The organism is Micromonospora sp. CNZ309 (genome assembly GCF_002846525.1).
In genome coordinates this window covers 4,057,810-4,081,878 of sequence record NZ_PJNG01000001.1, presented here as the reverse complement: position 1 = coordinate 4,081,878, position 24,069 = coordinate 4,057,810, and the positions used below count along the sequence as shown (strand labels likewise).

The following is a 24,069-nucleotide window of genomic DNA, read 5'->3' as shown; positions in this document are numbered from 1 at the left end:
GGGCGGCTGACGACAGGTCGCCGGTGGCGGAGGTGCCGACGCGCTAGGGTCGATCCCGTGGCGGCCCGGAGATCGAAAATTCCAACGACGAAGTACCCGGTCGAGCGGTTCACCCTCGACAACGGCCTGCGGGTGGTGCTGACGCCGGACCGCAGCGCCCCGGTGATCGGGGTGGCGGTCGTCTACGACGTCGGCATCCGCTCGGAGCCGGAGGGGCGCACCGGCTTCGCCCACCTCTTCGAGCACCTCATGTTCCAGGGCTCGGAGAACCTGGAGAAGCTGGCGCACTTCCGGCACGTTCAGGGGGCGGGCGGCACCTTCAACGGCTCCACCCACCTGGACTACACCGACTACTTCGAGACCCTGCCGAGCAACGCCCTTGAGCGGGCGCTGTTCCTGGAGGCCGACCGGATGCGCGGCCCCCGGCTGACCGAGGAGAACCTGCGCAACCAGGTCGACGTGGTCAAGGAGGAGATCCGGGTCAACGTCCTCAACCGCCCGTACGGCGGCTTCCCCTGGCTGACCCTGCCGCCGGTGCTGTTCGACACCTTCCCGAACGCGCACGACGGCTACGGCTCCTTCGTCGACCTGGAGTCGGCCACCGTCGCCGACGCGGCCGACTTCTTCCGCCGCTACTACGCGAGCGGCAACGCGGTCCTGGCGATCGGCGGGGACATCGACGTCGCCGAGGCGACCACGCTGATCGAGCGGCACTTCGGCGACGTGCCGGCCCGGCCCGCCCCGCAACGCCCCGACTTCGCCGAGCCCGACCTGACCGAGGAGCGGCGCACCTCGTACACCGACAAGCTGGCCCCGCTGCCGGCGGTGGCCGGCGCCTGGCGGGTGCCCGACCCGATCACCGACTTCGCCGCCTACCTGCCCTACGTCGTCCTGGCCGAGGTGCTCACCGACGGCGACGCGTCCCGGCTGGTCGAGCGGCTGGTCCAGCGCGACCGGGCGGTGACCAGCCTCGGCGGCTACGTCGGCTTCATGGGCGACCCGTTCGACGTGCGGGACCCCACGGCGCTGCTGCTCCAGGCGCACCTGCCCCCGAGCGGGGACGTGGACAAGGTGCTGCGCACCGTCGACGAGGAGCTGGACCGGCTGGCCACCGACGGCCTGGCCGAGGGCGAACTGGCCCGTACCCAGGCCCGGATGGCGACCCACCTGCTGCGCGACACCGACGCGGTGCTCGGCCGGACGTTGCAGATGGCCGTGCTGGAGCAGCAGCGCGGCGAGCCGGGGCTGCTCAACGACCTGCCCCGGCTCGTCGGCGAGGTCACCGACGAGCAGGTCCGCGCCGCCGCCGCCACCCTGCGGCCCGAGCGCCGGGCGTCCATCGAGGTCATCGCCGGAGGTCACCAGTGACGGCAACCGCACAGGCCGCGCCCCGGGCGCTGCCACCGCTCGGCCCGAACCGTCGGCTCAAGCTGCCGAAGCAGGCCGAACGCACGCTGGGCAACGGGCTGACCGTGATCGCCGTACGCCGGCCGGCGGTGCCGCTGGTGGAGGTGCGGCTGTGGATGCCGTTCGGCCGTGCCCACCTCGCCCGGGGCGCCATGCTCGCGCAGACCCTGCTCTCCGGCACGCGGACCATGTCCAGCGTGCGGATCGCGGCCGAGTTGCAGAAGGTCGGCGGCGGGCTCTCCGCCGGGATCGACCCGGACCGGCTGATGCTCTCCGGCGCCGGGCTGGTCACCGGGCTGGACCGGATGCTGGAGATCCTCGCCGAGGTGCTGACCGACGCGAGCTACCCCAACGACGACGTCGCCACCGAGCGGGACCGGCTGGTCGACCGGATCCAGGTGGCGCGCAGCCAGCCGGCGCACCTGGCCCGCACCGCCCTGCTGCGGCGGGTCTACGGCACGCACCCGTACGCGGCGCAGACCCCCGAACCGGACGCGGTCCGGGCGGTCCGGCCGGCGGTGCTGCGGACCCTGCACGCCCAGCGGGTGCACCCCGCCGACGCGGTGCTGGTGCTGGTCGGCGACTTGCAGCCGGAGCGGGCGCTGGACGCCGCCGAGAAGGCGCTCTCGGGGTGGAACGGCGCCGGGCACACCGCCGACCTGCCGCCCGCCCCGCCGCTGGAGCCGGGGCCGCTGCTGCTGGTCGACCGCCCCGGGGCCGTGCAGTCCTCGCTGCGGATCGCGCTGCCGGCGGTGCCCCGCACCCACCCCGACCACGCCGCGCTGCAACTGGCCAACCTGATCTTCGGTGGCTACTTCTCCTCCCGCTGGACGGAGAACATCCGCGAGGACAAGGGCTACACGTACGGGGGGCACTCCGTCGTCGAGCACTCGGTGGCCGGGTCCGTGCTGGTCGCCGCCGCCGACGTGGCCACGGAGGTCACCGGGCCCGCGCTGCTGGAGACGACGTACGAACTCGGCCGGCTGGCCACCCTTCCGCCCGGGGAGGACGAGCTGGAACAGGCCCGCCAGTACGCCCTCGGCACCCTCCAGCTCGGGATCTCCACCCAGGCCGGGCTCGCCTCGCTGACCAGCGCGTACGCCGGCAGCGGGCTGCGCCTGGAGTTCCTGGCCGAGCACGCCGCCCGGTTGGCGAAGGCGACGGTGGCGGACGTGGCCGAGGTGGCGGCCCGCTACCTCGCCCCGGCCCGGGCGGCCACGGTGGTGCTGGGGGACGCCGAACGGATCGGGCCGCAGCTCGCGGCGCTGGTCCCGGTGACCACCGAGCCGGCACGACCGTGAACGGGGAGGCCGCCCCGCCGCTGGCCCGGTCCACCCTGGACCGGGCGGCCCACCGGCGTACCGACCCGGGATGGCTGGCGCAGGCCTGGAGCCAGGCCCGGGTGCTGGTGCTCGACTCCGGCGACGGCGGCCGGGCCCTGGTGCGTACGGACACGTCGCCGCCGACGCTGGTGCTGCTCGATCCGGCCGGGCTGCCCGAGCCGACGGCACCGATCTTCCTCGGCGTCGAGCCGGACGGGGTCCCGGTCTTCGCCGTGGACGCCCCGCTGCCGGCGGTGCCGGGGGCCCGGGCGACGCACCTGCGCGAGGTCGGGCACCTGCTCGGCGACCGCGACGCCGGGCTGTTCACCACCGCGCTGGCGCTGATCAACTGGCACCTGCGGCACCGCTACTCGTCGGCCACCGGGCACCCGACCGAGGTGGACGAGGCCGGCTGGTCCCGGGTGGACCCGGCGGGGGAGCGGATCTGGCCGCGTACCGATCCCGCGATGATCGTGCTGGTGCACGACGGCGTCGCGGGCCTGGACGGGCGGTGCCTGCTCGGCAACAACGCGAGTTGGCCGCACACCGCCGGCGAGCGACGCTTCTCCTGCCTCGCCGGCTACGTCGAGCCGGGGGAGTCGGCCGAGGCCGCCGTGCTGCGCGAGGTCCGCGAGGAGGTCGGCGTCCCGGTCGACGACATCGCGTACGCGGGCAGCCAGGCCTGGCCGTTCCCCGGCTCGCTGATGCTCGGCTTCCTCGCCACCGCGGACCCGGCGCATCCGGTGCAGGTGGACCCGACGGAGATCGCGTACGCCCGCTGGTTCTCGCGCCGGGAGATCGGCACGGCCCTGGCGGGGCGGCCGGTGGAGGTCGGCGGGGCCCGGCTGGTGCTGCCGCCGCCGTCGTCGATCGCGCTCTTCCTGATCCACCGCTGGCTCGACGGGCACTGCTGAACCGGGTGCCGCCGGCGGTGGCTGGACCGCCGGGAGGCCGGGTCGGTGGCCGGGAGGTCGTGCGGTCCCGGCCCGTGGCCGCCGTTGCCGCGACGGTCACGGGCCGGGAACACGGGCCGTCGTGGCCGGCTGGGGCAAGGAACACGGCGGGGGAGCCGGTCCGACCACGACGGACGTCTGGGTGCGGGTCAGCTGCCCCGGTCGTCGGGCGCGGCCCGGAGCCCGCCGCCCGGCTCGTCGAGCGGGAGCACCTTGACCCGTTGCCTGCCGGAGCGGACCGCGCCGACGGTGGCGAGGGCCCGGGCCAGCAGCAGCGCGGCGTCGCGCTCCTCGGCGTGCACGATCTGGCGGCGCGGTTCGGGCGCCGTGGTCTCGTCCCGCAGGCGGCCACCGCACGCCCAGGCGGCGGCGATGTCCACGTCGGCGGCGGCGCGGATGTCGGTGCGAACGATCAGGAACCGCATACGGGTCTCCGGATGAATCGCGACGGTGGGGAACGGGTGGAAGTTCCACGTCACTCTGTCGTCATGTTACGCCGCGCGGTCGTCTCATCAAGTGAAACGCGACGATTGGTCCGGAGGCTCGTCCGATCAGCGGATGCCTGGTCGGCGGGGTGGTACGGCGCTGACGCGACGGGGCCGCCGGCACCCTGCCGGCGGCCCCGCGACGGTCGACGGATCAGTTCAGATCGAACTGTCCGTTCTTCGCGCCGGCGATGAAGCCCAGCCAGCCCGCCCGGTTGAACAGCAGCACCGGACCGCACTGGTCCTTGCTGTCGCGCAGGGCCACCGCGGCCGGCCCGGTCCTCAGTGGTGCGACCTCGACGCAGTTCGAGGTCTGGCTGCGCGTGCTCTTACGCCACGGGGCGTCGGCGAGCTGGTTGATCACGGTCGTGTTGCGGATCTCGTTCATCGTGCCACTCCTGAGGTGAACTGCTCCGATGGAACGAGTGGCGCCGCACGACCCGAGGGTGGGACCCCCGTGATCATCGCTCCGTCAGGCGCCCGGAGTGCCGGCGACGCTGGGGCGGCGCCGTTGCCGACCCGTACGCCACCGTGGACGCGGTCGCCGTGTCGGGCAGCCGCCCCGTCGCTTCGATCAGCCAGGAGAGGGTGTCCGACTCGGAGAGCGCCGCCGTGCATAGCCACTCGAACACCACTTTATAGCGATTTAGGGCGTTTGCCTCGGTCGACATGACGTCGGTGAACCCCCCTTCGATCGCGAGCGTCTCCGGATCGAGCGGATCGGCGAACCGGTAGACCGAGAACGCGGTCGGCGGGAGGTACCAGTCGCCGATCTGGGTGTCGCGTGGCAGCACGTGCAGCGTGACGTTCGGCAGCATCGCCAGCTCGCAGAGCTGCACGAGCTGCTCGTGCAGCACCTCCGGCGGCGCGGTCCGGCCGCCGAGCGCCGCCTCCTCCAGCACCGCCGTGTAGCGGGGCGCGTCGACGGCGCGGTTGAGCAGCGACTGGCGGGCCAGCCGGGCCCGCACCTCGGTGTCGATGTCCTCCCCGGCCTCCGGATCGCCGGCCTCCTCGCCGACCTGCCGGGCCGAGGCGATCCGCACCGACGCGTACGCCGCCGTCTGGAGCAGGCCCGGCACCAGGACCGGGTTGTATTCCGAGATCTCCGCGCAGCCCGCCTCCAGCTCGGCGAAGCTGCGCTGCTGCTGGGTCATCACCGGGTAGTTCCGCAGCCAGCCGCGGATGTCGCCGGCCTCCTGCGTGATGCCGAGGAGCTCCCGGCGTAGCGCCTCTTCGGCGCCGTAGAGATCCAGCAGCGCGCGGACGTCGTCCGGGTCCGGGCGGCTGCGGCCGTTCTCCAGTCGGGACAACTTGGACGCGGACGCCCAGCCGACCCGCTCGATGACCTGGTCTCCCGTGAGACCCGCGGCCTCGCGCAGTCGGCGCAGTTCGGTGCCCAACCTGCGTCGGCGCAGGATCGGGCTGGGTGAGGCAGGAGGCACGACGTCCTCTTTTCCCGTGGGCCGCCGCAGACGCGACGGTAACTGTATGAAATTCGCCCCCCACGGTCAGTATGGACGGCGCGCCTCCCGTCGGAGGCCCCGGTGGGGGGCGTGTCTCGCAGAAAAGAGGACCGTGGGAAGGGCGCGGCGGCCCGCACGACGCCGTCGGCCCGCCCGCGCCACCCCCGACCGCGCCACGCCGCGCACCACCCCCGCCGGAGGGACCCCATGCGCACCGTCCTGCGCCGCCCGGATTTCCGTCTGCTCTTCGGTGGCCTGCTGGCCAGCATGGCCGCCGAGTCGATCCTGCTGCTGGCCCTCGCCATCTGGGTGAAGGACCTGACCGGATCGGACGGGCTGGCCGGCGCCACCATCTTCGCCGTCATCGCCCCGATGACCCTGGCCCCGCTGGTCGGGTGGATCGTCGACCGCTATCCCCGCCGCCCGTTCTTCGTGGCGGCCAACCTGGCGACGGCCGTGCTGCTCACCCCGCTCCTCGCGGTGCGGGACCGGACCGACGTGTGGATCATCTACGTGGTGGCCGCCCTCTACGGCCTGTCGTACATCACCCTCAGCGCGGTGCTCAGCGGCCTGATCCGCCAGCTCGTGCCGGTGGAACTGCTGGCCGACGCCAACGGCGTGCTCCAGACCGTGCGCCAGGGGCTGCGCCTGGTCGGCCCGCTGGCCGGCGCCGGGCTCTACGCCGCCGTGGGCGGCTGGATGCTGGCCGTCATCGGGATGGTCGGCTTCCTGTCGGCCGCCGTCGTGGTGGGCCTGATCCGCACGACGGAGACGCCGCGGACCGGGGCCGGGGTGCGCTGGCCGGCCGAGGTGAGCGCCGGGCTGCGGCACCTGGCCGGGGAGCCGGCGCTGCGGCGGGCGCTGCTCGGCTACGGGCTGGGGTCGCTGGCGATGGGCTTCAGCGAGTCGTTGATCTTCGCGTACGTCGACCAGGGGCTCCGCCGCGACGCCGCGTTCGTGGGCGTGCTGGTCACCGTGCAGGGCGTCGGCGGACTGGTCGGCGGGCTGCTCTCCCCGGCCGTGGTGCGCCGCGCCGGCGAGGTGGGCACGCTCGCCACCGGGGTGGCGTTCTTCGGTCCGGCCTCGTTGGCGCTGGTGTACCCGAACCTCTGGCTCGGCTTCGTCGCGGTGCTGCTGGCCGGCGTCTCGCTGCCGCTGACGATGGTCGGGCTGCACACGCTGATCCAGCGGCGTACCCCGCCGGGCCTGCTCGGCCGGGTCGCCGCGGCCTCCGAGGCGGTGGTGAGCGGCCCGCAGGCGCTCTCCATCGGCGCGGGGGCCCTGCTCGTCGGGGTGCTGGACTACCGCGTCCTGTTCGCCCTGATCGGGGTGGCCACCCTGCTCGCCGGCGGCTACCTCTGGCGCGGCCGTACGCTCAGCCCTCCGCCGCCCGCAACGATCCCGGCGCCCCGCCGGCCCACCGACGGGCCGGCCGGGGCCGGCAGCCAGTGGCGCGGGGCCGGGGGCCAGCGGGCCGGGACCGAGGGGTGGCGGGGCGAGGCCGGGGGGCAGGAGGTGGTCGGCACCACGCCACCGAGCCCGGGGCGCTGAGTCGTCCTGTCCGCCCCGCCGTGACCGCCCGCCGTGACCGCCCGCCGCGACCGCCCCGCCGCGACCGCCCCGCCGCGGGAACGCGACGAGCGGCCGCCCGGGTGGGCGGCCGCTCGTCGTCGGTGCTGCGTCGGTCAGGCGTCGATCGTGGCGAGGTGCTGCTTGACCTGGGTGATCGAGGGGTTGGTCAGGGCGCTGCCGTCGGCGAACCGCAGCGTCGGGACGGTCTGGTTGCCGCCGTTGACGCTCATCACGAACTCCGCGGCCTTCGGGTCCTGCTCGATGTCGACCACCTCGTAGCCGATGCCCTCCCGGTCGAGCTGCGACTTCAGCCGGTGGCAGTAGCCGCACCAGGGGGTGGAATACATCGTCAGCATGCTCAGGTCCTCCAACGGTCCGCACGGCGGCTTGCCGATCAAGCCCAGGCTAATCGCTGCAACGTCCGGCGGAGCTGAGACAATTCCTCGCTGTGGCGGTTCACTCAGCATCCGAACGCGTGCTCGCGGGGCTCGACCCGGAGCAGCGCTCGGCGGTGACCGCCCCCGCCGGTCCGGTCTGCATCCTGGCCGGCGCCGGCACCGGCAAGACGCGCGCGGTAACCTGCCGGATCGCCCATCGGGCGCTCTCCGGCGAGATCTCCGCCCGGCACGTGCTCGCGGTGACCTTCACGGCCCGCGCCGCCGCCGAGATGCGGGCCCGGCTCACCGCGCTCGGGGTGGGTGGCGTCCAGGCGCGGACGTTCCACGCCGCCGCGTTGCGCCAGGTGCGCTACTTCGCGCCCCGGCTGCTGGAGGGTCGGGCGATGCCCGAGCTGCTGGACAGCAAGGTCCGGCTGGTCACCCTCGCCGCGGCCAAGGCGGGCCTGCGTACCGACCGGGCGGCCGCGCGCGACCTCGCCGGCGAGATCGAGTGGGCGAAGTCGTCGCTGGTGGAGCCGGGGGAGTACGTCGTCGCGGCGGCCAAGGCGATGCGGGACACCCCGCACGAGCCGGCCCGGGTCGCCGAGGTCTTCGCGGCGTACGAGCGGCTCAAGCGCTCCAACGGCGTGATCGACTTCGAGGACATGCTGCGCGCCGCGGTCTGGGGCATCGAGGAGCACCGGGACGTCGCCGAGCAGGTCCGCGCCCAGTACCGGCACTTCGTCGTCGACGAGTACCAGGACGTCAACCCCCTCCAGCAGCGGCTGCTCGACGCGTGGCTGGGCGGGCGGGACGACCTGACCGTGGTCGGCGACGCCAGCCAGACGATCTACTCCTTCACCGGGGCCACCTCGTCCTACCTGGTCGACTTCCCGCGCCGGCACCGGGGCGCGACGGTGGTCCGGCTGGTCCGCGACTACCGCTCCACCCCGCAGGTCGTCGGGCTGGCCAACGCGGTGATCTCCCAGGCGCGGGGCGCCGAGGCGCGGCTGCGACTCGAACTGGTCGGCCAGCGTCCGCCCGGCCCCGAACCGGAGCTGCGGATCTTCACCGACGAGCCGGCCGAGGCCAACGCCGTGGCCGCGCGCTGCCGCGCCCTCGTCGACGCCGGCACCCCGGCGAAGGAGATCGCCGTGCTGTTCCGGACCAACGCGCAGTCCGAGGCGTACGAGAAGGCGCTGACCGAGGCGCAGGTGCCGTACGTGGTGCAGGGGGCGGAGCGGTTCTTCGAGCGGGTCGAGGTCCGGCAGGCGATGGTCGCCCTGCGGGCCGCCACCCGGTCGATCCCCGGGGAGACCCCGCTGCCCGCCGCCGTCGTGGAGGCGCTCACCGCGGTCGGCTGGGCCCCCGACGCGGCCCCGGCCGGCGGCGCCGTCCGCGAGCGGTGGGAGGCGCTGGCCGCGCTGGTGCAGCTCGCCGAGGAGTACGCGGCCACCCCGCAGGTGCTGCCGATCGGGCCCGCCGCCTCGGTCGAGCGCCCGGTCACCCTGGCCGACTTCAACGAGGAGCTGGCCCGCCGGGCCGCCGCGCAGCACGTGCCGACGGTCGACGGGGTGACCCTGGCCTCGCTGCACTCCGCCAAGGGCCTGGAGTGGGACGCGGTCTTCCTGGTCGGCCTCTCCGAAGGCACCCTGCCCACCACGTACGCCAAGACCGCCGAACAGGTCGAGGAGGAGCGCCGGCTGCTCTACGTCGGCGTTACCCGGGCGCGGGAGTGGCTCTGGCTGTCGTACGCCTCGGCCCGCTCCCCGGGCGGGCGGGCCCGGCGGCCCTCGCGGTTCCTGCCGCAGCTCGACCGCTCCGGCGGGGCGGAGCGGGCCGGGGCCGCGCCGGCGGCGCGCCGGCCGGAGCGCCGCCGGACCCAGATCGTCTCCTGCCGGATCTGCGGCGCCACCCTGCTGGCCGGGCCGGACCGCAAGCTCGGCCGCTGCCCCACCTGCCCCTCGGACATCGACGAGGAGCTGCACGAACGGCTGCGCGAGTGGCGCCAGCGGGTGGCCGGCGGGCAGCGGGTACCGGCCTATGTGGTCTTCACCGACGCCACGTTGGTGGCGCTCGCGGAGCGGCGCCCCGGCCGGGCGGAGGAGTTGATCGCCATCGCCGGCATCGGGCCCCGCAAGCTCGGCCTCTACGGGGAGGCGGTGCTGGCGCTGGTGGCGGGCGCGGCGGTCGACGACGTCTGCCCGGAGAAAACTTTCGAAATCTCGCCGTAAATTCGTTTGCCCTCGCCCCGTGACGAGGAATAGCCTCATGGCACACCTCGCGAGCGGCGCCATTTCGGCTGCTCACGAGGGGTAGAGACCGTATCGGCACGAGTGAACGTCAGAGGAGGTGGCCCCCATGGAGATCGTCTACATCTGCGAGCGTCCGGCGGCGCTGCCCGCTGTCGTCGCTCCGCTGTCGGCTGTCCGGGTGGCCCTCGCCGCTGCGCGACCGTCGGTTTCCCAGGTGCACCGGGTCGAGGCTCAGGCCGAGCTGATCCTCGCCCCCGCGCCGAACGGAATCCAGGGCACCAGTGGCTTCACGGGCAAGGGCGTCGATGCTGCCAAGCGTCACATGGACGTCCGCGGAGTTCCACCTCGAGGTAGACCGGTCTGATCCTCAGACCACCGGCTCACCTCGAGGCCGCGGAACCCGCTACCGGGATCCGCGGCCTCAGTTTTTTGCCCGCCAAGTACGTCGGAAATGCGATCCACGAGATCGAAGTGAGAGAGAGGTGACCGGGCGATGAGTCTGGCGTTGGCCCCGCTCGACGTGAGCGTCGAAGTGGAGGCGAACCTGCCCTGCCGGAAGTTCGACCCCGACCTGTGGTTCTCCGACTCGCCCGCCGAGCTCGAGCTGGCCAAGTCGCTCTGCGGGGACTGCCCGCTGCGCGTCGAGTGCCTCGCCGGGGCGGTGGAGCGGGCCGAGCCCTGGGGCGTCTGGGGCGGCGAGATCTTCGAGCGTGGCGCGGTCGTCCCGCGCAAGCGGCCCCGTGGCCGCCCGCGCAAGGAGGACCTCGCCCGCGACGCGGCGCTCCGGGTCGAGGCCGAGGCACGACTGGCGGCCAGTGGGCTGTCCGAGTCGCGCACCACGGTCCGGCTGGCGGCCTGACATGCACCCGATCCAATCCACCCACGCCGGTGCCACGCCGGCGACGAGAGAGCTGACCACCATGCTGAACGTTCTTGACGGAGTCGCCGAGATGCAACTACTTCACGAAGCGTTGTCCCGGGCTCGAATGCGCCGGCCTCAGGCCGGTCGTACCACCGCGAGCACTGAGGCAACCCTTTCCGCCCGTACCGTCGCCATGAACAGCCGCAACCGAGCGGCGCGCGACCTGGGCGTTCTCTAGTACCCCACCGAATGTCGAGGGCGGTGGCCGGACTCCGGCCACCGCCCTCGACGCGTCCGCAGCGGACCGACCCGCCGGGCCGACTCAGCCGCAGCCTGGCTCAGCCGCCCGTCGAGGGCTGCTCGGTCGACGGGGCGAAGCCGGGCAGCCAGCGCTCCAGGACGCCCCGGTAGGGCGCCTTCGCCTCCAACTGGCAGAGCACGCCGATCGAACCGAGCGTCACCCGGTGGATGAGCAGGTACGACGGCGGCAGGTTGAGCTGGCGGCTCAACTGGTAGGCGGGGGAACGGGGGCTGGCCAACCGCGTCGCCTCCGCACGCAGCCAGGCCCGGGTGAACCGGAACTCGTCGGCGGCGATGGGCTCCAGCATCGGACGCAGGAAGTCGAGCACCGCCTGGGCGTCGATCTCCTCGGTGGAGCCGATGAAGCCCTCCGCGCGCAGGCCCGCCACCACCCCGTCGGCGTCGCCCCGCAGCGCCAGCCCGGCGATGCGCCCGATCGGCTCGGGCGTGCCCTCCGGCATCCGGGCCACCGCGCCGAAGTCGATCACCCCGAGGCGGCCGTCCGCCAGCAGCCGGAAGTTGCCCGGGTGCGGGTCGGCGTGCAGCAGCCCGGCCCGCTGCGGCGCGGACAGGTGCAGGATGGCCATCAACCGGCCGGCCTCGTCGCGCTGCTCCTCCGTGCCCTCGCGGATGATCTCCGCCAGCGGGGTGCCCTCGACCCACTCGGTGACCAGCACCCGGGGCGACGCCGAGACCACCGCCGGGATGTGGATCTCGGGATCGTCCGCGTACGCGGCGGCGAAGGCGCGCTGCGACTCCGCCTCCAGTTCGTAGTCGAGTTCCTCGGTGATCCGTTCCCGCAGCTCCGCCAGGAGCGGCTTGACGTCCAGCCCGGGCTGGATCGCCCGGAACATCCCGCCGAGCCGGGAGAGCTGCTTGAGGTCGGCGAGCAGGGCGTCACCGGCGCCCGGGTACTGGATCTTGACGGCCACGTCGCGGGTGTTCGGCGCGCCCGAGGGGCCGTAGCCCGGCTCCCGCCACACCGCCCGGTGCACCTGGCCGATGCTGGCCGCCGCGGCGGGGGTGTCGTCGAACTCCACGAACCGGTCCCGCCAGTCCGGGCCGAGCTGCTCGGCGAGCACCTTGTGCACGCTGGCCGCCGGGAGCGGCGGCGCGGCCTCCTGGAGCTTGGTCAGCGCCTGCCGGTAGGGGGCGGCGATCTCCTCGGGCAGGGCGGCCTCGAAGACCGACAGCGCCTGGCCGAACTTCATCGCACCGCCCTTGAGCTGCCCCAACACGCTGAAGAGCTGCTCGGCGGTGCGTTGCTGGATCTCCGCGGAGATCACGTCGGAGGCGAGCCCGGTGACGCGCTTACCCATGCCGAGGACGGTCCGACCGGCGAAGCCGAGCGGCAGAGCGGCGAGCTTGGCGGTCCGGGACACGGCCCGGCGCGGGATGTCGGTCACTCGGCCATTGTTACCGACTCCGGGGTCCCACGGCTGCTCTGCCGGCGGGCTGGCTGCCCAGCCCCGCTCTCCGGGGCGTCACCGGCGTCGTCGGGAGCATCCGCAGGAGGGGTGCGGCGGCCACGTCCGGCGGCGGAACCGCCCCGCCCCGGTGATCTCCACCGCGCAGCCCAGGGTCTCCGGGGTGCCCCCGTCGAGCTGTGTCAGCGCCTCGGCCGCCGCGTACGCCCCGGCGGCCAGGAGGTTCGCGGTGGCGCACGCCTGCTCACCGGCGTCCGAGGCGAGCTGGGCGGCCAGCGCCGGCCAGTCCGGGTCCCGGTCGGCCCGGTGCAGGTCGAGGCAGTGCAGGCACGGCCCGGCGGGCGGGCGGACGAGAGGGCCGACGACGGGCACTCCCTCGCGCAGGCCGAGCAGCAGGTGCGGCTGGCGGCGCTGGGCGTGGCCGGCGGCGAGCAGGGCGGCCGGCCGGTCCGTACCGAGCTGGACGACCAGGTCGATCCGCCCCCGCCGGAGCGGGCCCGTGGCCGTGCCCGGGGCGGCCCGCTCGACGGCGTCGCGTACCGCCGGGGCGAGCGGGCGGCCGAGCGCGGCGGCCGGGATGCCCGTGCCGACCAGGTCCGCCGGCCGCACCGGGCCGGCCAGGTCGGCGTGCACGTGCCCGACCCCGGCCTGGGCCAGCGCGAGGGCGACGGGGGCGCCGAGGCGGCCGGTGCCGCTGACCACCACCCGGGCGGCCAGCCGCCGGCGCAGCACCTGGGCGGGGGTGCCGGGAAGTCGCGCCGCGGCCAGGGCGAGCGCCCCGGCCTCCGCGGTGAGCCGGGCCCGGGGCGGGCCCGCCAGGTCCTTCGGCAGCAGGGTGTGCGCGGGTACGACCAGGCCCGCGGTCCGCAGCGCGTCGAGCAGGGTACGGGCCTCGTCCGGCGCCACGTCGGCGGCGACGGCGTGCGCCAGGACCACCCGTTCGCTACGGGTGCCGTCGAGCAGGTCGAGCAGGCGGGCGGCCCGGGGATCGGCGATCTCCAGCAGTACGGCGCGGCCGGGCTCGACGCCGAGTTGCAGGGTGTGGCGGTCCCGCCAGAGTCTGGTGAGGCCCGGCAGCAGCGTGGGCCGGGGCAGCGTGGCACGGCGCATGACACGAATCGTGACCGTGTCCGCGCTCACCGTCGATCGTTGTCCACAGGTGCGCGGCGCCCTGTCCAGGGCTGTCCACAGGAAATCCGGGGATATCCACAACTCGCCGGTAACCGTGTCGGCCAGCCGACAGTGTTCCCGGCCGGGTCGCCCGGGCGAGCCGGCCGCCGGGCGGTCGACCCGGATCAGGTGTGGCCATGCCGGGGAGGGCGGCCGGCGGCCGCCCTCCCCGACGCATCCGTACGGGTCAGACCTTCGCCTTGCCCAGGATGCGGTTCACTGTTGTGCCGCAGACCGGACACTTGCCCTTGGCCATGTTCATCCCGGTCTTCGACACCTCGACGCGGCCCTCGAAGTCCCGCTTCTCCTTGCACTTGACGCAGTAACCGTTGTAGGTCTGGGCCTGGTCGGCCACGGTGCCCTCCTCGTCTCGTCCGCCGGCCGATGCCGTCCCGGCGGGGTTCCCGGCGGCGGGGCCACTCGGGCACCGGCGCTGGGTCGTTCTCCCACGGCCACGCTCGTGACCGCTGGTCCGCGGACCCTACCCAGGTCTGGGCAGTTCCATGTCAGCTGTGCTTCGTCACTGTGAGCAAGTCGACGTCGAGAGTGTGCATGGCGAATTACGTCGGATAAGTCAGTTTGGCGGGGACACGCCGACCGAACCCGGTCAGATGCCCCGTGCGGGGCACCCCGAGCTGCGCGCGCTACGGAGATCACCTACGGTGGAGGTGTCGCCCCGCCCCCGCCGGCGGCAACCGCAGGTCCGACCCGTCGCGCCGAAATCGGCCGCCACGAAGGGTGACGGCGGCGTATTGCGAGGGCCCGGCAAAAGATTTTTTGGGACTCCTGCCGACCAATCACCATTTTCCGGGCGAGTGTCGGGGTGTTGACCCTTGCGGACCCCTGGTCAGTACGCATTAGCTTTCCTTCGTGACAGGAATCCGAGGCTGCGCGGCCCACTGATGGCAGGGACGCGGAAGCCGGTCGTCGAGGTGCGGCGCAGCCAGCGTCGGCGACGCACGGTGTCCGCGTACCGCGACGGTGAGCGGGTCGTCGTCCTGATCCCCGACCAGTTCTCCCGTGCCGAGGAGAGCGAGTGGGTCGACCGGATGCTCGCCCGGCTCGCCGCCCGGGAGGGGCGCCTCGCCCGCTCCGACGCCGAACTGCTGGCCCGGGCCACCCGACTGATCAAACTCTACCTCGCCGAGCACGGCACGCAGGCCGTACCGACGAGCGTCCGCTGGGTCACCAACCAGAACGGCCGGTGGGGGTCCTGCACCCCCGACGACGGCACGATCCGCCTCTCGCACCGCGTCCGGGACATGCCCGACTGGGTGATCGACTACGTACTCATGCACGAACTCGCGCACCTCATCGTGCCCAGCCACAACGCCCGGTTCTGGGCGCTCGTCGCGCGCTACCCGAAGACGGAGCGGGCGCGCGGCTACCTGGAGGGCGTGGCAGCGGCCTCCGGCACCCCGCCATCGGACTGAGACCATCCGCGTCGGCTCGCTCGGCGTCGGCTCGCTCCGCGGAGATGGTAGATCTCGAAGACTCGTTCCGTACGCGTCGCGCGGCAAACAGCCGGACAGCCCGCGCTGCCGGACAGCCCGCGCAGCCGCGCAGCCGGATGTCGGTCCGGCCGTCGTCCGGGCAGCCGGCTAGGGTCGGGGCGTGGCCCGACGTGTGGTGGTGGCGTTGCTCGGACCGGTGGCCTGGGCACCTCCCGGCACCGACCCGGTGGAATGGCGGGCCGCGCTCGCCGAGGACGTGGTGGACCTGCTCGCCACGCTCAACGAGGTGGAGGCGGCCGTCGCCGTCACCGCAGCCGACCGGCCGTTGGCCGACGCGGTGATCTGGCCGGACACGGCCGTGTACGAGGTGCCCGAGGCGACGCCGAACGCCGTCTTCGCCGCCCTCGCCGGCACCGGTTACGACCAGGCGGCGGTGATCGCCGGTGACGCGCCCGACGTGCCGGGCCTGACCATCGGCAAGCTGCTGCGCCCGCTCACCACCCGGCCGGTCGCTGTCGCGCCGGTCGAGGGCGGTGCACCGGGGCTGCTCGGCGTGGCCGTGCGACTGCCCGTGCCGGGCTGGCTCCCGGCGCTGGACCTGGACACCGCCCGACCCGGGGCCGTGCGCGCGGCGGCGCCGCGACCCGGCGACCTCGCGGTCACCCCCGCCTGGCGGCGCCTGCGCGGGCCGGACGACCTGGTCTTCCTGGACCCGGCGGTGGAGGGGTGGGAGACCACCCGCGCCCTGCTCTCCGGCGCCGCCCGGTCCCACTGACCGGGCGCCGACGGGGGCTCGGTCCCCGCTGACCCGCTCGGGACCACGCGACGAGGGCCGCCCGACCACGCGACGAGGGCCGCCGGATCGCGCGACGAGGGCCGCCCAACCACGCGACGTGGGCTGCCGGACCGCGCGGCGAAGTCGCCGGATCGCGCGACGAGGGCCGCCCGAACCCCGGTGGGTCGGGCGGCCCTCGCCGTCGACTCGATCAGGGGCGGCTGGCGTCGCCGTCCTCGGTGCCGTCGTCCGGGCGCCGCTGCTCCGGCCCGCCCGGGGACTTCTCCTCCGGGCCGCCCGGCGCGCTGAAGTCGAAGTTCTCCAACTCGCCGAGGTCCCACTCGGACATCGCGAAGGCCACCGGGTCGGCGAAGTCGTCGTCGGAGGGGAGCAGGTCGGGGTGGCCCCACAGGGCGTCCCGGCCGGAGATCCCCCGGTGCTCGGTGAGCGCCGCCCACAGCGCCGCCGCCTCGCGCAGCCGGCGCGGACGCAGTTCCAGGCCGACCAGCGCCGCGAAGGTCTGCTCCGCCGGGCCACCGGCGGCCCGGCGACGACGGAACGCCTCGCCGAGGCTCACGACGTTGGGCAGCCGGCCGCTCGCCGCGCTGTCCACCACGTGGCACACCCAGCCCTCGACCAGGGCCAGGGCGGTCTCCAGCCGGGCCAGGGACGCCTTCTGCGCCGGGCTGTCCTCCGGCGTGAAGATGCCCTCCAGCGCGATCGCCTGCATCGACTCCGGATCGGTCGGGTCGACCCGGCCCATCGCCTCCTCGATCGCCTCCCGGTTGACCCGGATGCCGGCGGCGTACATCTCCACGGCGTTGAGCACGTGCCCGCGCAGCCACGGCACGTGCTGGAAGAGCCGCTGGTGAGCCGCCTCGCGCAGGGCCACGTAGAGGCGCACCTCGTCCTCGGGCAGCTCCAGGCCCTCGCCGTACGCCCGGATGTTGGCCGGGATCAGCGCGGCCGTGCCGGCCGGGCCGAGCGGCAGCCCGATGTCGCCGGCGGAGAGCACCTCCGCGGCGAGCGAGCCGAGTGCCTGGCCGAGCTGGCCGCCGAAGAGCGCGCCACCGAGGGTGGCGACCATCGACTGCATCGGGCCGAGCTGGGCGCGCGCCTCCGGCGGCACCAGGTCGCCCATCGCGCCGACCATCCGGCTGGCCACCGGGTCGCAGAGCTTGCGCCAGACGTCGAGCGTCTTGTAGATCCACTCGTTGCGGTTCCAGGCCAGCGAGGTCTGGATCCCCGAGGGCAGGGCGGAGGCCGGCTCCAGCCACAGGTCGGCGAGCCGCAACGCCTCCTCCACCGCGTTGCGCTCGAAGGGCGACACCGCCGGGTCGCCCGCGGCGGCGAGCTGGCTGGCGGCCACCTGCCGGGCCAGGTCCCAGTTGACCGGCCCGCTGCCCGACGCGGAGAGCAGGTGCTGCAACTGCGACATGAACTGCTGCATCTGCGCGGGATCGTTGGGGTCTGGTGGTTGCCCACCCGGGAGCGCGAAACCGAACGGAATATCAGGCACGACGTCTACGGTACGCGCGCCGCGCCCCAGGTAGTCGCCGCTGGCGTTGCGCTGAGGGCGAAGTCGCGATTCATCCGCCGGAGGCCCCGATCCCGGTCGGTACGCTCTGCCGCATGAGACGTCGCGGCGTGACCGTCCTGCTCGGTGCTCTGCTCACCGCTCTGCTCAGCATCGGCGTGCTCGGCGCGCCCATCCCGTACGTGGTGCTCGGCCCCGGGCCGACCGTCAACACGCTGGGCAAGGAGAACGGCAAGGAGGTCATCCAGGTCACCGGCCGGGAGACGTCCACCTCCGCCGGGCAGCTGCGGCTGACCACGGTCGGCGTGCAGCCCTCGGTCAAGCTGCGCTCCGCCATCCAGGGCTGGTTCTCCGACGACGAGGCGGTCGTGCCGCGTGAGCTGGTGTACCCGCCGGGGGAGAGCCGCGAGGAGGTCGAGGAGCGCAACGCGGAGGACTTCAAGACCTCGCAGACCAGCGCGGAGACCGCGGCGCTGCGCGAGCTGGGCTACCCGGTGCAGGTGGTCGTGAAGACGGTCGCCGCCGACGGGCCGGCGGCCGGGGTGCTCAAGCCCGGCGACGTGCTGACCTCGGTCGACGGGCAGGCCGTGCCGGTGGCCGCCCGCCTCACGGAGCTGATCCGGGCGAAGCCGGCCGGGACGGCGCTGGAGATCGGCTACACCCGCGGCGGCGTCGCCGCGACGGCGACGGTCACCAGCCGGGAGCAGGACAACCGGCCCCGCATCGGCGTGGAGATCGAGCAGCAGCAGCCGCACCCGTTCACCCTGAACATCGACCTGGAGGACATCGGCGGGCCGAGCGCCGGCCTGATGTTCGCCCTCGGCATCGTGGACAAGCTGACCCCGGAGGACCTGACCGGCGGGAAGATCATCGCCGGGACCGGCACGATCGACGACTCCGGGCAGGTCGGCCCGATCGGCGGCATCGCCCAGAAGCTGGTGGGCGCGAAGGACGCCGGCGCGGTGGCGTTCCTGGTGCCGGCGGCGAACTGCGCCGAGGCCGTACGCAACCCGCAGCCCGGGCTGCCCATGCTCAAGGTCGGCTCGCTGGACGAGGCGCTGACCGCGCTGGAGGCGCTGCGCGCCGGGGGCCAGCCGGCCCGCTGCTGACCACGCGCGCGGGCGCTCCCGGCGTACGTGGCGGGCCCGCCCCGGCCGCCCGTGCGTCGACGCTTGCGCCGCGCGGCGCGACGCCCGTGTGACCTTGGACCGACACGTTCAGGAACACCCCGTACTCTGGGTGCCTGGTCGGAGCCGATCACATCGAGCGTGCGGAGCCAACAGTGGTCATGAAGAGCAGCAGCCCCCTGCCGAGGATGAGCCGACGCGGACGCGTCACGATCGGTGTCCTGGTCGGGGTGTTCGTGCTCTTCACCCTGCTCGGCTGGGGTGTCCAGGCGTGGACGGACTGGCTGTGGTTCGACGAGGTCCGCTACACCGGGGTCTTCACGGGGGTGCTGACGACCCGGCTGCTGCTCTTCTTCGTCGTCGGCCTGGGCATGGCGCTGATCGTCGGCGGCAACCTCTGGCTGGCCCAGCGGCTGCGTCCGCGCATGCGCCCGCACTCGCCCGAGCAGGCCACCCTGGAGCGCTACCGGATGCTGCTGGGCCCCCGGCTGGGTCTGTGGATCGCGCTGGCCGCCGCCGTGGTCGGCCTCTTCGCCGGGCTGTCGGCGCAGAGCCGGTGGAACCAGTGGCTGCTCTTCCGCAACGGCGGGGACTTCGGCGTGAAGGACCCGGAGTTCGGCATCGACGTCGGCTTCTACGTCTTCCAGCTGCCGTTCCTGCGCTACCTGCTCGGGGTGGGCTTCACCGCGGTGGTGCTCTCCGTGATCGGCGCGCTCGCCGTGCACTACATCTTCGGCGGCGTCCGGCTCCAGGGCGTCGGCGACCGGATGACCAACGCCGCCCGGGCCCACCTGAGCACGCTCGTCGCGGTCTTCGTCCTGCTGAAGGCGCTCGCGTACGTGCTGGACCGGCGCGCGATGCTGCTGGAGTACGGCAACGGCCCCGTCTACGGCGCCGGCTACGCCGACGTGAACGCGTTGCTGCCGGCCAAGGAGATCCTCGCGTACATCTCCATCGTGGTGGCGATCGCGATCATCGTCTTCTCCAACGCCTGGATGCGCAACCTCGTCTGGCCGGGCATCTCGCTGGCCCTGCTGGGCGTCTCCGCCGTCGCCATCGGCGGCGTCTACCCCTGGGCGGTGCAGACCTTCGAGGTCAAGCCCAGCGCGAAGGAGAAGGAAGCGCCCTACATCGAGCGCAGCATCAAGGCCACCCGCGCGGCGTTCGGCCTGGAGGCGGCCACCACCACGCCGTACGCGGCGAGCAACCTGAGGCCGCCGGCGAGTCTCGCCACGGACACCTCCGTGGTGCCGAACATCCGGCTGCTCGACCCGCAACTGGTCTCCGAGACGTACACCCAGCGCCAGCAGGTCCGGCAGTTCTACGACTTCGGCGAGAAGCTGGACGTCGACCGGTACGGCGTCAACGGCAAGGTGCAGGACTACGTGGTCGGCCTCCGCGAGGTCAACTACCGGCAGCTGACCCCCCAGCAGAACACCTGGATCAACCGGCACACCGTCTACACCCACGGCTACGGGCTGGTGGCGGCGCCCGGCAACCGGGTGGTCTGCGGCGGCCAGCCCTTCTTCGTCTCCGGCTTCCTCGGCGACCCGCAGGAGCAGCAGAAGGAGCAGGGCCAGCAGACGGGCGAGCAGTGCGCCTCGCAGACCGAGCAGATCGCGGCCAAGCAGCCCCGCGTCTACTACGGCGAGCGGATGGACGCCAGCGACTACGCGATCGTCGGCCAGAGCGACCCGGAGCGGAAGGCGGAGTTCGACCGCCCGGTCGGCGAGGGCGGCGAGTCCTACACCTACACCGGCGAGGGCGGCGTCGAGATCGGCTCGTTCACCCGGCGGCTGCTCTACGCGATCAAGGAGCAGGAGTCGAACTTCCTGCTTTCCGACGCGGTCAACGACGACTCCAAGCTGCTCTACGTGCGTAACCCCCGCGACCGGGTGGAGAAGGTCGCCCCGTTCCTCACCCTCGACGGCGACCCGTACCCGGCCGTGGTCGACGGTCGGATCCAGTGGATCATCGACGGCTACACGACGGCGGCGACCTACCCGTACGCGGAGCGCGTCAACCTCCAGGAGCAGACCGCCGACGAGCTGACCGGGCGGGGCACCTTCCAGCTCGCCCGGGAGAACGTCAACTACATCCGCAACTCGGTGAAGGCCACCGTCGACGCGTACGACGGCACGGTCCGGCTCTACGAGTTCGACGAGACCGACCCGGTGCTCAAGGCGTGGAACAAGGCGTTCGGCGGCGACCTGGTGGTGCCGAAGGCGGAGATCCCGGCGGAGTTGGCCGAGCACTTCCGCTACCCGGCCGACCTGTTCAAGGTGCAGCGCAACCTGCTGACCCGGTTCCACGTGACCGACGCGGGCGCCTTCTACTCGGAGACGGACTTCTGGCAGGTGCCGAACGTGCCGGACGCCCCCGACACCGGCCAGAAGCAGCCGCCCTACTACCTCTTCACGAAGTTCCCCGGCCAGGAATCGGCGCGCTTCCAGCTCACCTCGGCGGTCACCCCGAACGGCCGGGAGAACCTCGCGGCGCTGATCTCCGGGTCGTACGTGGACGGGCAGCCGAGGCTGGAGGTGCTCGACCTGCCCGACCAGACCCGCATCTCCGGCCCGGTGCAGGTGCACCAGTCGATGACCAACAACGCCAACATCCGCCAGCAGCTCAACCTGCTCCAGTCCCAGCAGGCCCAGGTGCAGTACGGCAACCTGCTCTCCCTGCCGTTCGGCGACGGCATGCTCTACGTCGAGCCGGTCTACGTGAAGACCGCCGCGCAGAACGCGCCGCCGCTGCTGCAACGGGTGCTGATGTCCTACGGCGACGGCGGCTCCTACGTGGTGCTGGCCAACAACGTGGCCGACGGCATCAAGCAGCTCATCGAGCAGGGCAAGCAGGCCGCCACCCCGGGCACCCCGCCGCCCGCCGGCGGGACCCCGCCGCCGCCCGGGGGCACCCCGCCGGGCGGGACCGCGCCCCCGCTGACCGGCGAGCTGGCTGAGGCGGCCAACCGCGTGCAAAGCGCCATCGCGGAGGTCCGGGCCGCGCAGACCTCGGGCGACTTCGAGCGGTACGGGCGCGCGTTGAAGGCGCTGGACGAGGCGCTCACCGCCTTCCAGCAGGCCCAGCAGGCCGCCTCCGCCCCGACCCCGGGGGCGAGCGCCCCGGCGTCCCCGTCGCCCGGTGCCAGCGCCCCGGCGTCCCCGGCGCCGGGTGGCAGCGCCTCCCCGAACCCGGGCGGCTGACCCGTACCACCCTCGCGGCGCCCCCGGCCCACGGACCGAACCGGTCGGAGACGCCGGGGGCGCTGTCGTGTTCGCGACGGCCGGCCCGGCACCCGCAACCCGCCACCCCACTACGCCGTCTTCCCTGCAAGAGGCGGGAACGACCGGGGGGCGTGGGTCGGAGACATGAGAGATGCGACGAGCTTCGACGAGTTCTACCGGAGCACCTCCCGACGGATGCTCCGCTACGGCTACGCCGTGACCGGTGACCACGCCGAGGCGCAGGACCTGGTGCAGGAGGCGTACGCCCGGGCCTGGCGGCAGTGGGGCGGCCTGGCCGCCCACCCGGCGCCGGAGGCGTGGCTGCGGCTCGTGGTCGCCCGGCTCGCCACGGACCGGTGGCGCCGGTTGCAGGGTTGGCGCGTCGCGCTGAGCCGCACGGGCCCGCCCGAGCCGGTGCCGCCACCGAACGAGGACGCCGTGCTGCTGGCGGGCGCGCTGCGCCGGCTGCCGGCCGCCCAGCGGCAGGCGCTCGCCCTGCACTACCTCTTCGACATGTCGGTGCAGGACATCGCCCGGGAGACGCGGGTGCCCACCGGCACCGTGAAGTCCTGGCTGTCGCGGGGGCGGGCGCGGCTGGCCACGCTGCTGCCCGGCCTGCCCACGGAGGAGTTGGAGGCGAACGATGTCGCGTGAACTGTCCGAGCTCTACCGGTCGCTCGCCGAGGACGCCGACGGCCGTACCCTCGCACTCCCAGAGGAACTGCGCGGGCGCGCCGACCGGCGGGCCCGGCGGCGGATCGCCGGCACCGCGCTCGGGACGGCGCTGCTGGTCGGTGGGCTGGCGACCGGCACCGGACTGGTGCTCGCCGAGGAGCGCGGGCCCGTCGCGCCGCCCGCCGCCGTCGCGCCGCCGTCGAGCGTGCCGCCGGCGCCGACCGCGTCCACCCCACCGGCCGTCACGGCCGGACCGGTCGCCCCGACCGGAGGCGCACCGAGGTCGACGGGCACGCCGGCGGCGACCGGCAGCACCCGCGCCGCGCCGCCCCGGGCGCCCGGCAGCGTTCCGGACCGGGCCTTCTTCGTCCAGGCCGCCTCGAACCGCACGGGCATCGAGCCGTTCTTCCGGGACACCGACGCGCTGCCCGCGCTCTGCGACGCCCGCTACCGCAGCGACGCCGCCATCGTGCAGCGCCGTACCCGCAACCTGGCCTACAAGCTGCCGCAGACCCCCAAGGGGTACGTCCCGGACGGCAGCTACGCGCACACCGTCACCCTCTACCGGCCCGGGCGGGCCGACGAGTTCCTCCGCGAGCTGCGGGCGGCGGTGCGGGGCTGTCCCACGCAGCCGGGGGTGGGCGGCGGCAACGCGTCGACCTCCCGACTGCGGCTGCTCGCCGACGCCGGCTTCGGCGACGGGTCGGTGCTGTTCGAGATCCGGACGCCGGCCCGGGACATCGACGGCAACCCCACGGGCGGCGAGGAGGTCCGGCTGATCCGGGCGATCCGGGTCGACGACGTGGTGACCGTGCTCTGGGAGCAGGGCTGGGAGGGCACCTCCTCGCCCCGGTCGCAGGTCGACGCGGACAGCCGGCGGGCCGTGGCCGCGATCGAGGACTGGCTGCGCTGAGGCGTACGCCGCCCGGGTCGGGCAGGCCCGGGCGGCGTACCGCCGGGGTCGTTTTGCGGCGACGGGGTCCGGTGGGATACGGTGTACGAACCGACGCGGGGTGGAGCAGCTCGGTAGCTCGCTGGGCTCATAACCCAGAGGTCGCAGGTTCAAATCCTGTCCCCGCTACCACGACGGAACGGCCCCGGAGTTCACTCCGGGGCCGTTCCGCATTCTCGGACTCCGCTCGTTTTTCGCCGCCGCCCGCCTTACCTGGCGCTGGCTGTCTTGCCTGGACGCCCCGCCGCCTGCCGCCTGCCGTCTGCCGCCTTGCCTGCCTGTCGCGCGCCGCCTGCCGCTGCCTGCCGCCTGCCGCTGCCTGCCGCCTGCCGCTGCCTGCCGCCTGCCGCTGCCTGCCGCCTGCCGCTGCCTGCCGCTGCCTGCCGTCTGCCATCTGCCGCTGCCCGCACCGCTGCTGCCTGGCGTCCGCCGCTGGTGTGCCTGGCTGCTGCCTGGCGTCCGCCGCTGGTGTGCCTGGACGCTGCCCGTCCGCCGGCCGCGTCCGGTCACTCGGTCGTGTCCTGTCCCCGCGGTGGCCGTGCACGTCCCGGCGCGGCGGGCGGCAATTCCGCCACCGTGGTACCGGCCCCGATCGGGGTAGGCGCGAACGGGCGGTATGACGCCGGTCACTCCGCCACGCCACTGGCGCCCTCGGCCTCGGCCTTGACCACCCTCACCGGCTCAGCCCCGGTGCCAACCTCCACGTCACCCAACCAGCCAAGCGGTGAT

General features: G+C 73.8%; 21 protein-coding genes and 1 tRNA gene. 14 read left to right on the top strand and 8 right to left on the bottom strand.

Translation table 11 applies throughout. The annotated features are described in order from the left end of the window. Positions 1-57 precede the first annotated feature (57 nt). The 3 genes from CLT72_RS16850 to nudC are packed head-to-tail and all read left to right on the top strand — an operon-like array spanning position 58 to position 3,643. Positions 58-1,368: a M16 family metallopeptidase gene (locus tag CLT72_RS16850; protein WP_101412654.1), complete on the top strand. Its 1,311-nt coding sequence runs from the start codon at positions 58-60 to the stop codon at positions 1,366-1,368. Then, positions 1,365-2,708 carry a M16 family metallopeptidase gene (locus tag CLT72_RS16845; RefSeq protein ID WP_101412653.1) on the top strand — a complete coding sequence of 448 codons (1,344 nt, stop codon included), beginning with the start codon at positions 1,365-1,367 and terminating at the stop codon, positions 2,706-2,708. The genes CLT72_RS16850 and CLT72_RS16845 overlap by 4 nt, the downstream gene beginning before the upstream one ends. Next, positions 2,705-3,643, top strand: a complete 939-nt coding sequence (nudC, locus tag CLT72_RS16840) for an NAD(+) diphosphatase (protein WP_101412652.1) — start codon at positions 2,705-2,707, stop codon at positions 3,641-3,643. The genes CLT72_RS16845 and nudC overlap by 4 nt, the downstream gene beginning before the upstream one ends. Positions 3,644-3,831: 188 nt before the next feature. Here the strand turns inward: nudC and CLT72_RS16835 are convergent, their stop codons facing one another. The 3 genes from CLT72_RS16835 to CLT72_RS16825 form a co-directional block, all read right to left on the bottom strand. Beyond that, a complete protein-coding gene (locus CLT72_RS16835) occupies positions 3,832-4,107 on the bottom strand; it encodes a hypothetical protein (RefSeq protein WP_101415224.1) in 276 nt (91 codons plus the stop codon). 214 nt (positions 4,108-4,321) lie between these two features. Further along, the gene (locus CLT72_RS16830) at positions 4,322-4,555 is read right to left on the bottom strand and encodes a DUF397 domain-containing protein (RefSeq protein ID WP_101412651.1); all 234 of its coding nucleotides are present in this window, start codon (positions 4,553-4,555) and stop codon (positions 4,322-4,324) included. Between the two features lie 73 nt (positions 4,556-4,628). Beyond that, complete coding sequence (locus CLT72_RS16825) at positions 4,629-5,609, bottom strand: helix-turn-helix domain-containing protein (RefSeq protein ID WP_101412650.1); 981 nt, start codon at positions 5,607-5,609, stop codon at positions 4,629-4,631. A gap of 102 nt (positions 5,610-5,711) precedes the next feature. On the opposite strand from CLT72_RS16825, the gene CLT72_RS16820 reads away from it, so the two are divergent. Beyond that, positions 5,712-7,181 carry an MFS transporter gene (locus CLT72_RS16820; protein WP_374208879.1) on the top strand — a complete coding sequence of 490 codons (1,470 nt, stop codon included), beginning with the start codon at positions 5,712-5,714 and terminating at the stop codon, positions 7,179-7,181. A gap of 134 nt (positions 7,182-7,315) precedes the next feature. Here the strand turns inward: CLT72_RS16820 and CLT72_RS16815 are convergent, their stop codons facing one another. Continuing rightward, positions 7,316-7,558, bottom strand: a complete 243-nt coding sequence (locus tag CLT72_RS16815) for a mycoredoxin (RefSeq protein WP_089003216.1) — start codon at positions 7,556-7,558, stop codon at positions 7,316-7,318. Between the two features lie 92 nt (positions 7,559-7,650). On the opposite strand from CLT72_RS16815, the gene CLT72_RS16810 reads away from it, so the two are divergent. From CLT72_RS16810 to CLT72_RS16800, 3 genes are all read left to right on the top strand, one after another. Continuing rightward, complete coding sequence (locus CLT72_RS16810; protein WP_101412648.1) at positions 7,651-9,813, top strand: ATP-dependent DNA helicase UvrD2; 2,163 nt, start codon at positions 7,651-7,653, stop codon at positions 9,811-9,813. Positions 9,814-9,940: 127 nt separating this feature from the next. Continuing rightward, positions 9,941-10,198 carry a hypothetical protein gene (locus CLT72_RS16805; RefSeq protein ID WP_101415223.1) on the top strand — a complete coding sequence of 86 codons (258 nt, stop codon included), beginning with the start codon at positions 9,941-9,943 and terminating at the stop codon, positions 10,196-10,198. A gap of 129 nt (positions 10,199-10,327) precedes the next feature. Beyond that, positions 10,328-10,693 (top strand): WhiB family transcriptional regulator, encoded by a 366-nt coding sequence (locus CLT72_RS16800; protein WP_088998544.1) that lies wholly within the window; start codon positions 10,328-10,330, stop codon positions 10,691-10,693. 341 nt (positions 10,694-11,034) lie between these two features. Here CLT72_RS16800 and CLT72_RS16790 read toward each other — a convergent pair whose 3' ends face one another. From CLT72_RS16790 to CLT72_RS32325, 3 genes are all read right to left on the bottom strand, one after another. Beyond that, the gene (locus tag CLT72_RS16790; RefSeq protein ID WP_101412646.1) at positions 11,035-12,402 is read right to left on the bottom strand and encodes an ABC1 kinase family protein; all 1,368 of its coding nucleotides are present in this window, start codon (positions 12,400-12,402) and stop codon (positions 11,035-11,037) included. 78 nt (positions 12,403-12,480) lie between these two features. Continuing rightward, the gene (locus tag CLT72_RS16785) at positions 12,481-13,533 is read right to left on the bottom strand and encodes a TOMM precursor leader peptide-binding protein (RefSeq protein WP_101412645.1); all 1,053 of its coding nucleotides are present in this window, start codon (positions 13,531-13,533) and stop codon (positions 12,481-12,483) included. A 247-nt stretch (positions 13,534-13,780) separates the two neighbouring features. Beyond that, positions 13,781-13,948 carry a DUF5679 domain-containing protein gene (locus CLT72_RS32325; protein ID WP_012014940.1) on the bottom strand — a complete coding sequence of 56 codons (168 nt, stop codon included), beginning with the start codon at positions 13,946-13,948 and terminating at the stop codon, positions 13,781-13,783. A 547-nt stretch (positions 13,949-14,495) separates the two neighbouring features. Between CLT72_RS32325 and CLT72_RS16780 the strand changes: the two genes are divergently transcribed. Together CLT72_RS16780 and CLT72_RS16775 are read left to right on the top strand one after the other, a co-directional pair. Further along, complete coding sequence (locus tag CLT72_RS16780; RefSeq protein ID WP_088998547.1) at positions 14,496-15,026, top strand: M48 metallopeptidase family protein; 531 nt, start codon at positions 14,496-14,498, stop codon at positions 15,024-15,026. Positions 15,027-15,207: 181 nt separating this feature from the next. Further along, the gene (locus CLT72_RS16775) at positions 15,208-15,822 is read left to right on the top strand and encodes a hypothetical protein (protein ID WP_101412644.1); all 615 of its coding nucleotides are present in this window, start codon (positions 15,208-15,210) and stop codon (positions 15,820-15,822) included. 211 nt (positions 15,823-16,033) lie between these two features. On the opposite strand, the gene CLT72_RS16770 is transcribed toward CLT72_RS16775, so the two are convergent. Further along, the gene (locus tag CLT72_RS16770; protein WP_101412643.1) at positions 16,034-17,272 is read right to left on the bottom strand and encodes a zinc-dependent metalloprotease; all 1,239 of its coding nucleotides are present in this window, start codon (positions 17,270-17,272) and stop codon (positions 16,034-16,036) included. Positions 17,273-17,454: 182 nt separating this feature from the next. On the opposite strand from CLT72_RS16770, the gene CLT72_RS16765 reads away from it, so the two are divergent. The 5 genes from CLT72_RS16765 to CLT72_RS16745 all read left to right on the top strand — a co-directional run bounded on the left by CLT72_RS16765 (position 17,455) and on the right by CLT72_RS16745 (position 23,472). Further along, on the top strand, positions 17,455-18,468 hold the full coding sequence (locus tag CLT72_RS16765) for a YlbL family protein (RefSeq protein WP_101412642.1): 1,014 nt from the start codon (positions 17,455-17,457) through the stop codon (positions 18,466-18,468). A 179-nt stretch (positions 18,469-18,647) separates the two neighbouring features. Beyond that, positions 18,648-21,692 (top strand): UPF0182 family membrane protein, encoded by a 3,045-nt coding sequence (locus CLT72_RS16760; protein ID WP_101415222.1) that lies wholly within the window; start codon positions 18,648-18,650, stop codon positions 21,690-21,692. A 165-nt stretch (positions 21,693-21,857) separates the two neighbouring features. After that, positions 21,858-22,367 (top strand): SigE family RNA polymerase sigma factor, encoded by a 510-nt coding sequence (locus CLT72_RS16755; protein ID WP_101412641.1) that lies wholly within the window; start codon positions 21,858-21,860, stop codon positions 22,365-22,367. Then, a complete protein-coding gene (locus tag CLT72_RS16750) occupies positions 22,357-23,301 on the top strand; it encodes a hypothetical protein (RefSeq protein WP_101412640.1) in 945 nt (314 codons plus the stop codon). The genes CLT72_RS16755 and CLT72_RS16750 overlap by 11 nt, the downstream gene beginning before the upstream one ends. A gap of 94 nt (positions 23,302-23,395) precedes the next feature. Further along, positions 23,396-23,472 (top strand) — tRNA-Met (locus tag CLT72_RS16745). The last annotated feature ends 597 nt before the right edge of the window (positions 23,473-24,069 follow it).

What these genes read in the sequence shown, in the direction of transcription:
- CLT72_RS16835 (WP_101415224.1), bottom strand. Translation starts at nt 4,107, where the DNA reads ATGCGGTTCCTGATCGTTCGCACCGACATCCGCGCCGCCGCCGACGTG.
- CLT72_RS16830 (WP_101412651.1), bottom strand. Translation starts at nt 4,555, where the DNA reads ATGAACGAGATCCGCAACACGACCGTGATCAACCAGCTCGCCGACGCC.
- CLT72_RS16815 (WP_089003216.1), bottom strand. Translation starts at nt 7,558, where the DNA reads ATGCTGACGATGTATTCCACCCCCTGGTGCGGCTACTGCCACCGGCTG.
- CLT72_RS16805 (WP_101415223.1), top strand. Translation starts at nt 9,941, where the DNA reads ATGGAGATCGTCTACATCTGCGAGCGTCCGGCGGCGCTGCCCGCTGTC.
- CLT72_RS16800 (WP_088998544.1), top strand. Translation starts at nt 10,328, where the DNA reads ATGAGTCTGGCGTTGGCCCCGCTCGACGTGAGCGTCGAAGTGGAGGCG.
- CLT72_RS16785 (WP_101412645.1), bottom strand. Translation starts at nt 13,533, where the DNA reads ATGCGCCGTGCCACGCTGCCCCGGCCCACGCTGCTGCCGGGCCTCACC.
- CLT72_RS16780 (WP_088998547.1), top strand. Translation starts at nt 14,496, where the DNA reads ATGGCAGGGACGCGGAAGCCGGTCGTCGAGGTGCGGCGCAGCCAGCGT.
- CLT72_RS16770 (WP_101412643.1), bottom strand. Translation starts at nt 17,272, where the DNA reads ATGCAGCAGTTCATGTCGCAGTTGCAGCACCTGCTCTCCGCGTCGGGC.
- CLT72_RS16765 (WP_101412642.1), top strand. Translation starts at nt 17,455, where the DNA reads ATGAGACGTCGCGGCGTGACCGTCCTGCTCGGTGCTCTGCTCACCGCT.
- CLT72_RS16760 (WP_101415222.1), top strand. Translation starts at nt 18,648, where the DNA reads ATGAAGAGCAGCAGCCCCCTGCCGAGGATGAGCCGACGCGGACGCGTC.
- CLT72_RS16755 (WP_101412641.1), top strand. Translation starts at nt 21,858, where the DNA reads ATGAGAGATGCGACGAGCTTCGACGAGTTCTACCGGAGCACCTCCCGA.
- CLT72_RS16750 (WP_101412640.1), top strand. Translation starts at nt 22,357, where the DNA reads ATGTCGCGTGAACTGTCCGAGCTCTACCGGTCGCTCGCCGAGGACGCC.